Source organism: Peribacillus sp. V2I11 (assembly GCF_030817135.1).
GTDB lineage: Bacteria > Bacillota > Bacilli > Bacillales > DSM-1321 > Peribacillus > Peribacillus simplex.
The window spans coordinates 1,187,913-1,202,608 of sequence record NZ_JAUSYW010000001.1; the positions used below are offsets into that span (position 1 = coordinate 1,187,913).

Consider the following 14,696-nt stretch of genomic DNA (forward strand, 5'->3'; position numbering starts at 1 on the left):
CCAGAATATTTTTATAATGAAGATATCAATCAAGAGGAGGAGACTATGGAGCATATCGAATTACTCGGGAAACACGTGATACTCGCCCCGATGATGGATCATCATATCGAACCGCTTTACGCTGCTTCCCTGCCATCTGAAATATGGGAATGGAGCGCCACAAAAATTTTGTCATATGAAGATGCGATTTCCTATGTAAAGGAAGGCATTCGAGCAAGGGAACAGGAACTTCATCATCCATTTGTCGTTATCGATCAGATTGATGATACGATAGTTGGCAGCACAAGCTTAAGAAATATTCAATTTCATAATCAATCCCTGGAAATCGGTGCAACTTGGTATCATCCCGACAAATGGCGAACAGCCATTAACACAGAATGTAAGTACCTGCTATTGCAGCATGCTTTTGAAAAGTGGCAAATGAAACGGGTCGAATTCAGGACGGACGAATGCAACAAAAGATCGCGTGCAGCAATAACCAGGCTCGGCGCCCTTGAAGAAGGCATTTTGAGGATGGAGAAAAAACTGCAAGATGGAAGGATAAGGAACACGGTGGTCTACAGTATTCTCGAGCATGAATGGCCCAGTGTGAAAAGGAATTTGGAAGCCTTTTTGGAAAGGTGAAGATGAGAAAAAGAGTGCCGTTGTTTTGCACTCTTTTTCTCTTGCTGCTATTTTTCATGTGAGTCCTTATGAATCTTCGATAAAGAATCCTTTTGCCTTTTCGTTGATCTAATGAATATGAAAACGCCAATCGCAAATAAAAACGGCATTAGTAAAGCAAAAAGGAGATAAACCATATCTCCAAAGAACAAGTTCATTCCCCCTAAGCAATGCGACGCGCACTTTTGTCTGTAAAGCTTTTCCGTCAAACTTGGATGATCATTGGTTAGTCTAAACTTTGTGACAGGCGAATCATATCCTGGCACTGAATCCCATTTTCATAAATGGCCTCGGAATAGTTTCTATTAAAAAAATCCCGATCGACCCCAGTTATTCTAAAACCGCATTTTTGGTAAAGGGCAAGCTGCCCTATTCCCGAATTTCCCGTGCCGATTTCAATCGTTTTATATCCCTGTTCCCTTACATGGCCTATGGCGTGTTCAATCAATTGCCTTCCGATTCCTCTTCCATGTTGCCGTTCATCCACCGCGATGTTCATTATCTCTATCAGTTTTGGACCTTTTTGCAGTAAAACATAAACACCGATCATTCGCTTATCACTCACGGCAACAAAGCACGTTCCGCTTCCCAAGTATTCCTCGACCAATTCCCTTGAAGGATCTGCCAAAAGCAATAAATGCATTGGCGGTGGCTCATCCATGAATAATTCCCTTATCTCCATCAGCTTCCAAACCCTTCCCAGTTTAGTTCTTCTACAAGAAGTTCAACCAATTCCGATGCAGGAAGTTCCCTGCTCAACTTATATCCCTGTCCTGCCCACAAAGCCATCAATTCAGGATTGTTTTTTTGTCCAGCCGCTTTTCGCATTTGCTTTGTCATGTGATGGACATAAGGATAGGCAACTGGTGCAACGCTATCATATTCCGTTAAAAAGTGATTCACCAACCCGCGTGCCCTCCTGCCGCTGAAGGCTCGGGTAATAGAGGTCTGAGTAAATCGGGGATTTCCCAGCGCCGCCTTATGGACCGGACTTGCCCCGCTTTCGGGACAGCGAAGGAAAGCTGTTCCCAATTGCGCTGCTATTGCTCCCGCTTCGAGCACGGCCGCGATATCCTTTCCATGCATCAGTCCGCCAGCGGCAATGATCGGTAAGCTCAGTTCATCTTTTATCATACGTATCAATACTAAAAGACCGTAATCCTCTTCTGTGCGGTTATCAAAGCTGGCCCGGTGCCCCCCTGCTTCAAACCCCTGTACACATAGAATATCCGCGCCCGCCGCCTTTTTTGCTTCCTGAAGGTTGGTTACTGTCACGGCTATAAGGGAACCGACATCTTGGAGCTCCCTTATTACATCTTCCGTTGGACATCCAAACGTAAAACTGACGACAGAGACCCCAGCTTCCTTCAATACATGTAGTTTATTTCCCCAATCATCGTCATCACTATCGGCTTTTCCAATCTCAGCCCCAACGCTCTCGGCCTCTTTTTCGATCTTTTCACGATAGCCAGATAATATATTTTCATCCACCGCCTCGTTGCCTGGTACAAATACATTCACGCCAAAAGGGCGCTCAGTCAACTGACGGGTCTGCCCTATCTCGTCCTTCATCTCTTCCGCAGTCTTATAGCCAGCTGCGAGAAAGCCCAATCCTCCTGCATTGGATACTGAAGCCGCAAGCCTCGGACTGGAAGCTCCTCCTGCCATAGGCGCTTGAATGATTGGATATCTCATTAAATCTTTCAACATTCCATACAACTCCTTTTGATTTTTATTCATGCCCTTATCATTTTTACGTTTTCTTGGTATAATGATTATCTGTAAGAGAAAAGTGTCTAAATGATCACCCTTTATATCTTGCAAATATAAAACATAGGTGGTAAATAAAAAATGGAAACAAAACCATATAGAGTATTACTTTATTATTTGTATGTACCCATCGAGAATCACGAAGAATTCGCAGCCGAGCATCTTGCGGCATGTAAAGCCCTTGACTTGAAAGGCCGTATCTTGGTGGCATCAGAAGGTATCAACGGAACCGTTTCAGGTACGATTGAACAAACCAACCAATATATGGACATGATGAAAAGCGATCCCCGCTTTGCCGATATCGTGTTTAAAATAGATGAAGCTGACGGCCATGCTTTCAAAAAAATGCATGTTCGACCACGTAATGAACTTGTCACGCTTCGTTTGGAAGAGGACATCAACCCGAATCGGACGACAGGCAAATACTTGAGCCCGAAGGAATTCTTCGAGCAAATGCAAGATGAAAATACCATCGTCCTTGATGCCAGAAATGACTATGAATATGATTTAGGCCATTTCAGAGGTGCAATCAAGCCAGAAATCACGAATTTCCGTGAACTTCCGGATTGGGTCCAGGAAAATAGACAAATGTTCGAAGGCAAAAAAATTCTTACGTATTGCACCGGCGGTATCCGTTGCGAGAAATTCTCCGGCTGGCTTGTCGAAGAAGGCTTTGAAGATGTAAGCCAGCTTCATGGCGGCATCGCAACATACGGGAAGGATCCCGAAGTCCAAGGTGAGCTTTGGGACGGCCAAATGTATGTATTTGATGAAAGGATTGCCGTACCTATCAATCAAAAGGAACATGTCATTGTCGGACGCGATATTTATTCCGGCGAACCTTGTGAACGCTATGTCAATTGCGCTAACCCTGAATGCAACAAGAAAATCCTTTGCAGTGAAGAGAACGAACACAAACATATGCGCAGCTGTACTCATGAATGCCGTGTGCATCCGCGTAACCGCTATGTAGTCGAGCATAACCTTTCTGAAGATGAAGTGGCTGGAGATTACAGCTAATCGAAGAAACCATTACGGCAAAATGATAAAGCAAACCCGAATCAGTGGACATGATCCCTATTCGGGTTTTTTTATCCATTCAAACCAAAACTTATTTTCCTATATTAAACCTATGCCTTGGACTTCATCCAACTGTAAGAATTAACTATGATCTTTTAATACCATGTGCCGCTAATGCAATATTACTTACTCTTTTACTTCTATATCACAATAGAAAAAGCCTTCTTAAAACGTAAAAAGAATGAATTCAGCCTTAAGATTTTTGCGGACTGCTGTTTTACCTTCAATGAAAAGAGCGATTCCTCTTTAGAAGAATCGCTCAAGCTTCATTAATGTTATTTTTCCTCTGCACTTACAACAATCCCGCAAGCTTGCCTATCGCCTGCATCACCAGTTTTCAAGGTATCTTCATCCGGTCCTTTTTCTCCATTGGCTTCATAACGGTCAGGAATATTGGCAAAGTTGTCTGGATTCGCATGAACGATTACAGCCAACTCTTCTTTCTTAAGTTGATCTATTGTCATGTTATCCAATGTTGCCGTATATTTGGCTGTCCCATCTTCTTTTACATATAGAGGGGGCATATCTCCTGCATGTTTAGAGTGCGTTTCATCAGTTGGATTGAAGTGTCCTCCCGCTGTAGTGAAAGGGCCTTCCTTGGCATCCGGCTCACATGCTGCGTTTTCGTGAACATGGAATCCATGATAGCCTGGCTCAAGGCCCTCCAAAGCTGTCTCGATCACTACAGAATTCTCTTCAGCGGTAAAGTTTACTGTCCCAAGTGTTTTACCTTCTACATCTTTTACTTCCGCTTTCACCTGCGGATCGACCTCTGTATCTGTTCCTTGTCCCACTGTATTCATGTCCTCGGCATTTTTGTCCGCCTGATTTGAATCATCCGCTGAATTACATCCATACAGTAAAATGGCAGTACACATAGGCAGTATAAGTTTTTGTTTATAGTTCATGATAAATTCCCTCACTTTCTTATATGTATTTCCTCTTATTACTTTCCACTATTATGGAAAAATAAACAGAAAGCGGGATAAATAGGAAAATAGATTACACCAGTGAGAGTGAACACCTTACTAAATTCACAGACAAGGATTTTACAATATAGCTTAATAGGCTCACATTTTACAAAGTGATGACCCCGAAAGTAATGGCTGCGATCGTCATGATGATGGTTGTCCCAAACGCCCATTTAAACAGGAATTTTTGGTGATCCCCAAAATCCACGCCTACAAGGCCAATCAATATGAATGTTGCAGGCACCAATGGCGATAATGGGAACCCTGCGGTCGAATGGCCTAATAAAGCCGCCCTTCCGATTTCTACAGGAGCAATACCGAAGTTCGATGCCGTTTCACTTATTATTGGTAGAATGCCAAAGTAATAGGCATCAGGTGAAAAAATGAACCCCATCGGAATGCTTGTCAGCGCTACCACCAGTGGCAAATGTGCCCCGAGCCACTCCGGGATGACAGTTACGATTGAAGCAGCCATCGAGTCCATCATCTTTGTTTCTGTGAATACACCCGTAAAAATCCCTGCTGCGAATATGAGTGTACAGATCATCACGAAACTATTGGCATGACTTAAAATCCTTTCCTGCTGTTCTTTTGGGTTCGGAAAGTTAACGAATAGTGCAATCGCAAAAGCGGTGGCAAATAAGATTTGGATCGGCAGCACTTCCATCACCAGCAAAACCATCAGTAAAATCGTCAAGAACCAATTAAACCAAAAAAGCTTGGATGTTCCTTTAGATGCGGTTTCAACCGCTGCAGCCTGTTCGCCCATACCAGGTTGCATGTTCGTCTCCAGGGAGCTGACTCCTAATCTCTCCCTTTCCTTTTTGCCAAGTATATATGCCGAAAAAAGCGTCCATAAAAGACCGCAAATCATGACCGGAATGAGGGGAATGAATAACTCCGATACTTCAACCTGAAGGCTCGCGGCCGCCCTGACCAAAGGACCTCCCCAAGGAATCATATTCATGACGCCAGCGGCTAAACCAACGACACAGGCCAATACTAGCCTGTTCATCCCTAATTTGATATAAAGCGGCAGCATGGCTGAAACGGTGATCATGAATGTGGAAGAACCGTCTCCGTCCAAACCTACCAACATGGTTATAATGGCGGTTGCCATGACAACCTTTAGCGGATCCCCTTTTACAAAACTCATTATTTTAGCGATCATGGGCTCGAATAAACCAACGTCAATCATTAAACCAAAATACAGAATAGCAAAAACGATCATGACTGCTGTCGGTGTCACCTTTAAAATACCTGCTACCATCATATCTCCCATTTCCGAGGCAAAGCCACCAATCAGACCAAAAGCAATCGCAGTGAAGATAAAAGCGACAACCACTGATAAACGCTTTGTGATGACTAAGACCAGAAACGTTAAAATCATGCAAAATCCTAAAATCGTCAACATGTTAAAAACTCCTTTAAATGAAAAAGTGAATACCTTTCGTTTTGTTTAATTTTTCTGAAAAATCAATATTTTCACATTATACCATTTGCGCATTCATTAAAAAACCAGTAAAACAAATTCGTTTAATAAATTAGTTAAATTATGTATACTATTATTTAGGAACCCGAAGTTTTTTTCGGAGGAAAGAAGTGTTGTATGTAAAATGAATGCTCATAAAATAGCTAATCGGAATCTTTTCATCATGTGGTTCGCCAATTTCTTCATAGGCGGGAGCATGACGATGGTTCTCCCATTCATATCCTTATACATTGGTACATTCGGGGATTATTCGACTCAATATATCCAGCATTGGTCCGGATGGACATTTGGAATCACTTTTGTGACTGCCTTTTTATTCTCTCCCATTTGGGGACGAATTGGTGATCGGTACGGCAGAAAGAAAATCTTGATTGTCTGTGCCTTTGGGATGGGGCTGTCGATTTTCCTGATGGGATTCGTTGAAAATGTTTGGCAGCTATTCGTCTTAAGGATGTTCACCGGAATATTCACAGGCTTCATTTCCATGTCACAGGCCTTCATATCAACGCAGACCCCAAAAGAAATTGCTGGACGAGTACTGGGAACCTTGCAAACGGGAAATATAACCGGTTCCCTTTTCGGACCATTGCTTGGCGGCCTGCTTGCAGACACACTCGGCTATTCAACCGCCTTTAAATTCACCTCCATCACCATTTTCATCTCTGGACTTCTTGTTTTTGCAACCAAGGAGTACCAAATGGAACGGCAAAAGGGAACAAAGTCGAGCTATACAAGCAGGGAGGTTCTCTCGCATATCTTAAGGAATCCCATCCTGGTGAATGTCATGCTCATTTCGACTCTTGTTCAAGTTGCCCACTTCAGCATTCAGCCCATTCTTTCTTTATACGTTGGTGAGCTGCATGGAACTTCCAATCTTGGATTTTATTCAGGTATCGCCTTTTCTGCAGCAGGCCTGGGGAATTTATTGATGGCGCGTCACTGGGGCAAGATAGGTGATCGGCATGGACATGTGAAGATTCTAGTGCTGCTTCTTTTTCTGACTGCTACAGTCTACTTGCCCGGTGCCTTCATCAATCATTTTTGGCAGCTTGTTTTGGTACGTTTCATACTAGGCATGGCAATAGGCGGCATCATCCCTGTAAGGATTGCCTACATTCGCCAAGAAGCTCCTGTTGCCATGCAGGGGGAAGTACTTGGGTACAATACGAGCCTGCGCTTTTTAGGCAATATCATCGGACCCGCAATGGGCGGAATGGTTGCTGGTTTCTACGGATTCTCCGCCGTTTTCATCACGACCAGCACGTTACTCCTCATAGCCGGACTAGTCCTCTATTTCGCGATGCACCGCAATCCGGAGTTGGCCAGATCACATTGATCACACTTTGGCAAGAAAGCCCGCTTCCAGATGGAAGCAGGCTTTTTCATGTTTAATGCTCATACAGCTGTAGTGCCGGATACCTCTGGAGCTGGATTTCGTTTCGGTCGTATTCCGATATAGGCAGTGAGGCCAAAAACGAACAAGAGTCCTGCACACATGAAAAGGAAATATTGGAAACCAGCTGCTGCCGTCACGGATTTTTTCACGAATAGCCCTGTTATATATGGACCCACAATCCCCCCCCAATGAGGCAATGCCATGAACCGACCTTGAATTTTAATGGAATGAAATCTTATAGCCCTCCTTTACACTTGATTCAAATGTACATTTAAATCAAGAATCAGGGTTATTGTAAATGGGGTATTATCGAAGGGAAATCGAGGAAAAAGATTTGAAACGGGACACGTTCATGCCTATCCGTGAAATTCCCTCAATTCTTAGGACCCACCCATAAACTGATAAGTATTTTTTCTGCACTTCATCACGCATTAAATTTTATGTTAAGATTATTTTAGGCAAATTTTATGAAAGTAAAAGACGCAAAGCCAGCCTTAACCAACAACTAGTTGTCATGGCAGACGGGCTGCCAAGATTTTTCTTGAATGTAACACTTTATTATCAATTTCTTGCCCCTTTTTAATTTGCCTAAAATTAAAACAAGGAGGGTTATATATGTTCTTTCCAACCATTTATTCAGCGGATGAGAGACACATAGTTAAAGATAAAAATACTTGTGCATGCGGCACAAGATATAATGTATTCGCAATGTTGTCCAGAAGCGACCTTCGAAAGATCAGGTTCAAGCATTATAAAGAAGTGACATGTCCTTTATGTAAATCCAGTATCATTGATAAGGAATAGCCCCTTAACACAGGGAAGGTTCCTGCTCCCAAACTTTGATAGAAAAAAACTCTCTTACCTCATGCCCACTTAAACTGAAACAGTTAAAGCACTATCTTTTTTCATTATATGAATAGTAAATGTACGGTCTGCCTATAACTGGCCCGATTGATATAAATCATGTGGTTTATAAGTAATCATTAGATTCTATCGCGTTTCACTACCTTCTAAAACCCATGTCTAGAGTGTCAAGAATCGGTTCCAATCAGTGGCGCAAAGCGAGTAGGAAAAGGAAATCCATGTTTTTTTTGATTTTCAGTTATGAAATAGATCCCTACCGTTTTACCCCACTCCCCTTTAGCCGGAATTATACAAAAGCGTGTAGGAGCCCATTACGTCAAAAAATGGCCAAGCCATTTTTCGGAAATCCATTTCGACTGACATTATTACAGGCATGGCCTGTATGCAGGCATAATAAATGATCCAGCTTTCTAGTGGTACCGCCTACCTCCATAAGATAATCGGCAGTTCACTAGGATAATGATATATCTCCTTCCAATACGAAGGTACGAGTTTATTTTCCCTTTCAACCGGTAATCTTCATATCATCCCTTTTAGTCATGATGATTTTTTTCAGTTTTGGAGGCCCTACCGAAGGTCTTTAAACAGTTTCCGATTCATCGTATAGATGAATGGAGGCTTCTTCAGCCTTGGTTCCCTCACATGATAGCTCAAGGCCTTTTGTACCAATTCTTCTCTCTTTAGGCATTTTACCTTCATTCACTAAGAAGTGAATAGCCCTCGATTTGTCGTTTATATTATCCATATAGATAGAAAGAAAGGCTCATGCTATAATTTAGTGCGTTAAAAAAGAATTTAACACACATATATAAAAGAAAGAAGGAGTGTTTCTTTGAATACATCAGCATACAAACAGGAGTGGTTCGGCAACGTTAGGGGAGATATCCTATCGGGAATTGTCGTTGCCTTGGCATTGATTCCGGAGGCGATTGCCTTTTCGATCATTGCTGGCGTTGACCCAATGGTTGGTCTATATGCCTCATTCTGCATTGCCATCGTCATCTCTTTAGTCGGCGGGAGGCCGGGAATGATATCGGCTGCCACTGGCGCAATGGCACTCGTCATGGTCGACCTTGTTAAAGATCATGGCTTGAACTATTTACTTGCCGCAACAATATTGACTGGTTTGCTCCAAATTTTACTAGGGGTTTTAAAAATCGGGAAATTAATGAAGTTCATTCCGAAGCCTGTAATGACTGGTTTTGTGAATTCTTTAGCCATCTTGATTTTCACGGCACAGCTCACCCATTTCGTGGGCGAAACATGGATCATGTATGTCATGACAGCCGTTTCATTAGCCATCATTTATCTTTTCCCGCTGATCACGAAAGTCATACCTTCACCACTTGTCGCCATCGTATTCATGACGATCGTTGCAGTTACCACGGGGGCTACGGTGCGGACTGTAGGGGATATGGGGCAATTGACCGAAGCGCTTCCGATGTTCATGCTTCCAGACATCCCTTTGACCTTCGAAACTTTGGCGATCATTTTCCCTTATTCCATAGCCCTTGCGTTTGTGGGGTTGCTAGAATCGTTATTGACAGCTCAAATAGTCGATGAGATGACTGACACGGACAGTAATAAAAATAAGGAAGCCAAAGGCCAGGGGATTTCGAATATCATTGCCGGGTGTTTTGGCGGAATGGCAGGATGTGCGATGATCGGTCAATCCGGTATCAACATTAAATCGGGAGGAAGGGGCCGTCTCTCCACTTTTGTAGCTGGCGCATTCCTTATGGTATTAATCGTGGTATTGAATGATGTCCTTATTAAAATACCGATGGCTGCACTTGTCGCAGTCATGATCATGGTTTCAATCGGGACCTTTGACTGGTCATCCCTAAAGAGGCTCACTAGAGCTCCAAAGTCAGATGCTGCCGTGATGATCGTGACGGTCCTCATTGTCCTTTATACTCATGATTTATCAAAAGGGGTTTTTGCTGGAGTGCTCTTGAGCATGATTTTCTTCTCGGCTAAAATTTCTAAAGTGGCTGTAGAGAAAACGGAAGACATCCAGGCTAAGAAAATCATTTATCGTATCAGCGGACAAATATTTTTCGCTTCTGTCCAGGACTTTATTTCGAAGTTCGACTTCAAGGAAAAAGCCGATGCAATTGTCATCGACTTTTCCCATTCTAAAATCTGGGATGCTTCAGCAGTCAGTGCTGTTGATACGGTTGTCCTTAAGTATCAGCTTCTGGGAATACCTGTCCATGTGCAAGGACTTGATGACGAAAGTTCGTTATTGCTTGAAAAACTCGCCACCTCAGAAAGTAAAATATCTTGAAGAAGTAAAATTCTGCTGAATAGAAACTTTTCAAACCGACAAAATAGATAACATGAATTATTTCCTTTTGAAAGGAGCGAAAAGCATGACACCCGAGCAGGATTATACGGCAGCAAATCTGTCACCGGATTTATTGAATGAACTGAAAAGCTTTGAAAGCAAACTCGGCGAGGAAGCCAATAAAGAATTGATTGTCATCGCCTATGAAAAAGAATAGGAATTAAGAAAAAAGACTCAAACAACCTTAATGGATGGTTGAGTCTTTTTTTGCATGTACAGAAAAAGGATGCCCATGTTTTTAATGAGCACCCCTTTTTCTGTATTATTTGCTGAATACGTCCGTTAAGACTGGCACGATTTGTTTTTTACGCGATACAACGCCTTCTAAGACGGCGATGTTATTGTTTAATGAAACGTCGTAAGCTTTTTCTACTGCATAAGCTGCTTTACCAAGAGCCAAGGCAACAGAATCATTAGTCAAGATATCCGTTACGACGAAAAGGAATAAGTCCAATTCCTTCACAGCGATGACCGCTTCAATAGCCGCTTCCAATTCTGCTTGCTTAGCAAGGACCTCGTTCGGATCTACAGCATTGACCTGTGCTATCTCCACTTTAGCCATTCCCATGGGGAATTCCTTTGCATCAAGAGTGATAAGCTGGGCAATCGTTTTGTCGCTCAAGTCAGCTCCAGCTTTCAACATTTCCAAGCCGTATGTTTCAGCGTCGACTCCCGCAATGGCTGCCAGTTCCATTGCTGCTGCAACGTCTTGCTCCGTGCAGGTCGGTGATTTGAACAATAAGGAATCGGAAATGATGGCAGACAGCATAAGACCTGCGATTGCTTTAGGGACTTCAATGCCGTTTTCTTTATAAATTTTATTTAAAATGGTTGCCGTACAGCCAACTGGTTCCGCACGGTAATATAAAGGATCGCTTGTTTCAAAGTTAGCGATACGGTGATGGTCGATAACTTCCAACACACGGACTTGGTCAATATCTTCAGCACTTTGCTGGCGTTCGTTATGATCGACCAGGATTACGCCATCAGCTTCCCCTGCAACTTTTTCCACAAGACGGGGAGCTTCGAATTTGAATTGGTCCAATGCATATTGAGTTTCACCATTCACTTCACCCAGACGAACTGGTTCAGCGTTGATACCTAACTGCTTTTTCAGATCTGCATAAGCGATTGCTGAACAGATTGTGTCTGTATCCGGGTTTTTATGTCCAAAAACTAATACTTTTTCCAAGATTTAATCCCCTTTTTCATAAATATTTTTCCGCGAATCCCCTTATAGCAATAAGGGAGAGCCACCTTTACTAGACACTTTATTTTAACACAAAATCCCGTAAAACCAGCGCTTGAATTACCCATTCCCCAATAAAATCTTTCATTCCTTCACCTTCTACCCTCACTTTGTCAATAGATAAGGGCTGGTTTTTTTCAAATATATTAGTTGAATTATCATCCTATATGGCTTACTATAATATAAGCAGAAATACTAGATATTGATTACATAAACCATATTAATAACTATATATAGAATTTTTTATAATCCAAGGTGCCAGTGATGGCTGAAAAGGGAATCCGGTGTAAACCCGGAACTGTCCCCGCAACTGTAAATGTGACGAAATGAGAAACCCACTGTATAGCTCTCTATACGGGAAGGACTCAAAGTAGGATGATCATGAGTCAGGAGACCTGCCTTGAATTTTTCACGTTTCTTATTCTTCGGGGATTGAGATGATGAAACGATAGTATAACGGCTATTTTTTCATGGCCCTTTTATTCTATCGTTTGATCCGCTCAATTCATTGGGCGGTTTTTTTTTATTTTAGCGGAAGTTAACAAGGAGGATTATTAATGACTCAAACATATAACTTTACCATTAGCGAAAATGACACAGAAACGAAATCCATCCAGCTTGAGATGTTATCGAAGGAATTCGAAGGCCGTCTCGATATGGAAAAGTTCAAAAAGCGTTTTACAAAATGGCTTGATCGCAAAAGTGACTCAACCGAAGAACAGGCATCAAGAAAACTGATTCAGCTCGCTCTTGAAGGTGTGGATATCGATGCTCCAGATTGGACGTTTGTTGCTGCAGCAGAACTATTGAATACAATGTATAGGGATGCACAAGCCAATCGAGGTTATGAAGTCATGAGTTATGGCCCATTCTATGAACTGATCACGGAACTCTCCCAGCTTTCAGAAGGTCAGCGTTATCCCATTTATAAATCAGAACTGCTATCTTCATATACAAAAGCGGAAATTGAGGAATTGGGTTCGGTAATCGACCCGGAAAAAGATAAATTATTCTCTTACATAGGCCTCTACTTATTAAACGATCGCTACCTAGCCCGCCCAAAAAAGGACAAGGTGTACGAACTGCCACAAGAACGCTTCATGATCATCGCGATGGAAATCATGCGATTGGAAAAAACGGGGCACCGCCTGCAACTTATAAAAGAAGCATACTGGGCCATGTCCAACCTTTATATGACCGTTGCGACCCCTACACTCTCCAATGCAGGTAAAACACATGGACAGTTAAGCTCTTGCTTTATCGACGCAATTGAAGATTCCATTGACGGCATCTACCTATCTAACTACGATGCAGCAAAAGTATCTAAATTCGGTGGCGGTGTCGGTCTTTACGTTGGTAAGATTCGCTCTCTTGGTTCTGATATCCGAGGTTTCTCTGGAAACAGTTCCGGCACGACTCCCTGGATTCGACTTTTCAACCAGACAGCTGTAAGTGTCGATCAATTGGGTCAACGTAAAGGTGCCATCGCGATTTACTTGGATGCCTGGCATAAAGATATCATGAGCTTCCTCGATTTGAAGACACAAAACGGGGATGACAGATTAAAAGCCCATGATATTTTTACAGGTGTATGCATCCCTGATTTATTCATGGAGGCTGTACGCGACAGAAAAGAATGGTATCTTTTCGATCCGCATACCGTTAAGCAAACCCTTGGATTTTCACTTGAAGATCTTTATGACGAAAAGAAAGGTGAAGGTAGCTTCAGGAATCATTATGCACTTGCTGTCGAGGCCGCAGAAAATGGCACGCTTCCAAACTATAGCTTTGAAAAAATCAATGCGATGGACATCATGAAAAGCATCATGATTTCTCAATTGGAAGAAGGCGTACCATATATGTTCTACCGCGATGAAGTGAATCGGAAGAATCCCAATAAACATAAAGGTATGATTTATTGTTCTAACCTTTGCACGGAAATTGCCCAAAACCTAAGCCCTTCGACGATCACGGATGAATATGAAACAGAAGATGGAGATGTTGTTGTGGTTCGTAAAAGCGGCGATTTCGTTGTCTGCAACCTTTCATCCATTAACTTGCCCCGAGCGGTGGGCAGCGATGTTTTGGAAAGATTGATTCCCATTCAGATCCGTATGCTGGATAATGTCATTGATGTGAATAATCTTCCTGTCAAACAAGCATCCATCTCGAACAAACGCTACCGGGCAATTGGTTTAGGGACGTTTGGATGGCATCATTTACTTGCCACACAGAATATTTATTGGGAATCCGATGAGGCTGTTCACTATGCAGATGCTTTATACGAAAAGATCGCTTACTTAACAATCAAGGCATCCAACGAATTAGCCAAGGAAAAAGGATCATACCCATATTTTGAAGGATCTGATTGGCATACAGGGGACTATTTCGAACTGCGTGACTATACAGATCAAAAGTGGATGGATTTAAAAGCAGACGTGCAGGAACATGGGACCCGTAATGGATATTTAATGGCCATTGCCCCCAATTCATCGACCGCTAAAATCGGTAACTCCACGGATGGAATCGATCCTTTGTATGAAATTGAATTTTACGAAGAAAAGAAAAACTTCAAATTCAAGGTGACCGCACCAGGCTTGACGCCAAATACGTATGAATATTATAAAAAGACGCGATTTAATTTGGACCAACTGGAAAGCATCAGGCAAAATGCAGCCCGCCAACGCCATATTGACCAAGCAATCAGCTTTAATCTGTATGTACACAATACAATCAAAGCGAAGGTCCTTTTGGATATCCATTTAACGGCATGGGAAAGCGGGTTGAAATCAACGTATTATGTTCGTTCGACTTCTTCGGAATATGACAATGCCTGCGAAAGCTGTTCAAGTTAACGATAA

12 protein-coding genes and 2 riboswitches are annotated in these 14,696 nt (G+C 42.4%); of the genes, 6 read left to right on the plus strand and 6 right to left on the minus strand.

Translation table 11 applies throughout. The features are described 5' to 3' along the window. The first annotated feature begins 45 nt into the window (after nt 1–45). Nucleotides 46–624: a GNAT family N-acetyltransferase gene (locus QFZ73_RS05780; protein WP_251435694.1), complete on the plus strand. Its 579-nt coding sequence runs from the start codon at nt 46–48 to the stop codon at nt 622–624. A gap of 265 nt (nt 625–889) precedes the next feature. Here QFZ73_RS05780 and QFZ73_RS05785 read toward each other — a convergent pair whose 3' ends face one another. Both QFZ73_RS05785 and QFZ73_RS05790 read right to left on the minus strand, forming a co-directional pair. Further along, a complete protein-coding gene (locus QFZ73_RS05785) occupies nt 890–1,345 on the minus strand; it encodes a GNAT family N-acetyltransferase (RefSeq protein ID WP_251435697.1) in 456 nt (151 codons plus the stop codon). After that, nucleotides 1,345–2,373, minus strand: coding sequence for a nitronate monooxygenase (locus tag QFZ73_RS05790; protein WP_307264049.1), 1,029 nt, complete (start codon nt 2,371–2,373; stop codon nt 1,345–1,347). Before QFZ73_RS05790 ends, QFZ73_RS05785 begins: the two co-directional genes overlap by 1 nt. Nucleotides 2,374–2,514: 141 nt before the next feature. On the opposite strand from QFZ73_RS05790, the gene trhO reads away from it, so the two are divergent. After that, nucleotides 2,515–3,453 carry an oxygen-dependent tRNA uridine(34) hydroxylase TrhO gene (gene trhO / locus QFZ73_RS05795; RefSeq protein WP_307264052.1) on the plus strand — a complete coding sequence of 313 codons (939 nt, stop codon included), beginning with the start codon at nt 2,515–2,517 and terminating at the stop codon, nt 3,451–3,453. Between the two features lie 335 nt (nt 3,454–3,788). On the opposite strand, the gene QFZ73_RS05800 is transcribed toward trhO, so the two are convergent. Both QFZ73_RS05800 and QFZ73_RS05805 read right to left on the minus strand, forming a co-directional pair. Further along, a complete protein-coding gene (locus tag QFZ73_RS05800) occupies nt 3,789–4,421 on the minus strand; it encodes a superoxide dismutase family protein (protein WP_251435706.1) in 633 nt (210 codons plus the stop codon). Nucleotides 4,422–4,590: 169 nt separating this feature from the next. Continuing rightward, complete coding sequence (locus tag QFZ73_RS05805; RefSeq protein WP_307264055.1) at nt 4,591–5,898, minus strand: CitMHS family transporter; 1,308 nt, start codon at nt 5,896–5,898, stop codon at nt 4,591–4,593. A 202-nt stretch (nt 5,899–6,100) separates the two neighbouring features. On the opposite strand from QFZ73_RS05805, the gene QFZ73_RS05810 reads away from it, so the two are divergent. Further along, the gene (locus QFZ73_RS05810) at nt 6,101–7,312 is read left to right on the plus strand and encodes an MFS transporter (protein ID WP_251435712.1); all 1,212 of its coding nucleotides are present in this window, start codon (nt 6,101–6,103) and stop codon (nt 7,310–7,312) included. A 59-nt stretch (nt 7,313–7,371) separates the two neighbouring features. Here QFZ73_RS05810 and QFZ73_RS05815 read toward each other — a convergent pair whose 3' ends face one another. Beyond that, nucleotides 7,372–7,548, minus strand: coding sequence for a hypothetical protein (locus tag QFZ73_RS05815; protein ID WP_251435715.1), 177 nt, complete (start codon nt 7,546–7,548; stop codon nt 7,372–7,374). A gap of 271 nt (nt 7,549–7,819) precedes the next feature. Continuing rightward, nucleotides 7,820–7,906: riboswitch (cyclic di-GMP riboswitch) on the plus strand. Nucleotides 7,907–9,068: 1,162 nt separating this feature from the next. On the opposite strand from QFZ73_RS05815, the gene QFZ73_RS05820 reads away from it, so the two are divergent. Then, nucleotides 9,069–10,526 (plus strand): SulP family inorganic anion transporter, encoded by a 1,458-nt coding sequence (locus QFZ73_RS05820; RefSeq protein WP_307264061.1) that lies wholly within the window; start codon nt 9,069–9,071, stop codon nt 10,524–10,526. Nucleotides 10,527–10,611: 85 nt separating this feature from the next. Beyond that, on the plus strand, nt 10,612–10,743 hold the full coding sequence (locus tag QFZ73_RS05825) for a hypothetical protein (RefSeq protein WP_285847350.1): 132 nt from the start codon (nt 10,612–10,614) through the stop codon (nt 10,741–10,743). Nucleotides 10,744–10,848: 105 nt separating this feature from the next. On the opposite strand, the gene QFZ73_RS05830 is transcribed toward QFZ73_RS05825, so the two are convergent. Then, entirely contained in the window at nt 10,849–11,778 is a 930-nt protein-coding gene (locus QFZ73_RS05830) for a manganese-dependent inorganic pyrophosphatase (RefSeq protein WP_251435720.1), read from the minus strand. A 293-nt stretch (nt 11,779–12,071) separates the two neighbouring features. Beyond that, a riboswitch (cobalamin riboswitch) is annotated at nt 12,072–12,252 on the plus strand. 140 nt (nt 12,253–12,392) lie between these two features. Here QFZ73_RS05830 and QFZ73_RS05835 point away from each other — a divergent pair. Further along, a complete protein-coding gene (locus QFZ73_RS05835; RefSeq protein ID WP_307264069.1) occupies nt 12,393–14,690 on the plus strand; it encodes a ribonucleoside-diphosphate reductase subunit alpha in 2,298 nt (765 codons plus the stop codon). Nucleotides 14,691–14,696: the final 6 nt, after the last annotated feature.

Coding starts and splice junctions, on each gene's coding strand:
- QFZ73_RS05825 (WP_285847350.1), top strand. CDS start 10,612: ATGACACCCGAGCAGGATTATACGGCAGCAAATCTGTCACCGGATTTA.
- QFZ73_RS05800 (WP_251435706.1), bottom strand. CDS start 4,421: ATGAACTATAAACAAAAACTTATACTGCCTATGTGTACTGCCATTTTA.
- trhO (WP_307264052.1), top strand. CDS start 2,515: ATGGAAACAAAACCATATAGAGTATTACTTTATTATTTGTATGTACCC.
- QFZ73_RS05780 (WP_251435694.1), top strand. CDS start 46: ATGGAGCATATCGAATTACTCGGGAAACACGTGATACTCGCCCCGATG.
- QFZ73_RS05785 (WP_251435697.1), bottom strand. CDS start 1,345: ATGGAGATAAGGGAATTATTCATGGATGAGCCACCGCCAATGCATTTA.
- QFZ73_RS05790 (WP_307264049.1), bottom strand. CDS start 2,373: ATGTTGAAAGATTTAATGAGATATCCAATCATTCAAGCGCCTATGGCA.
- QFZ73_RS05835 (WP_307264069.1), top strand. CDS start 12,393: ATGACTCAAACATATAACTTTACCATTAGCGAAAATGACACAGAAACG.
- QFZ73_RS05810 (WP_251435712.1), top strand. CDS start 6,101: ATGAATGCTCATAAAATAGCTAATCGGAATCTTTTCATCATGTGGTTC.
- QFZ73_RS05805 (WP_307264055.1), bottom strand. CDS start 5,898: ATGTTGACGATTTTAGGATTTTGCATGATTTTAACGTTTCTGGTCTTA.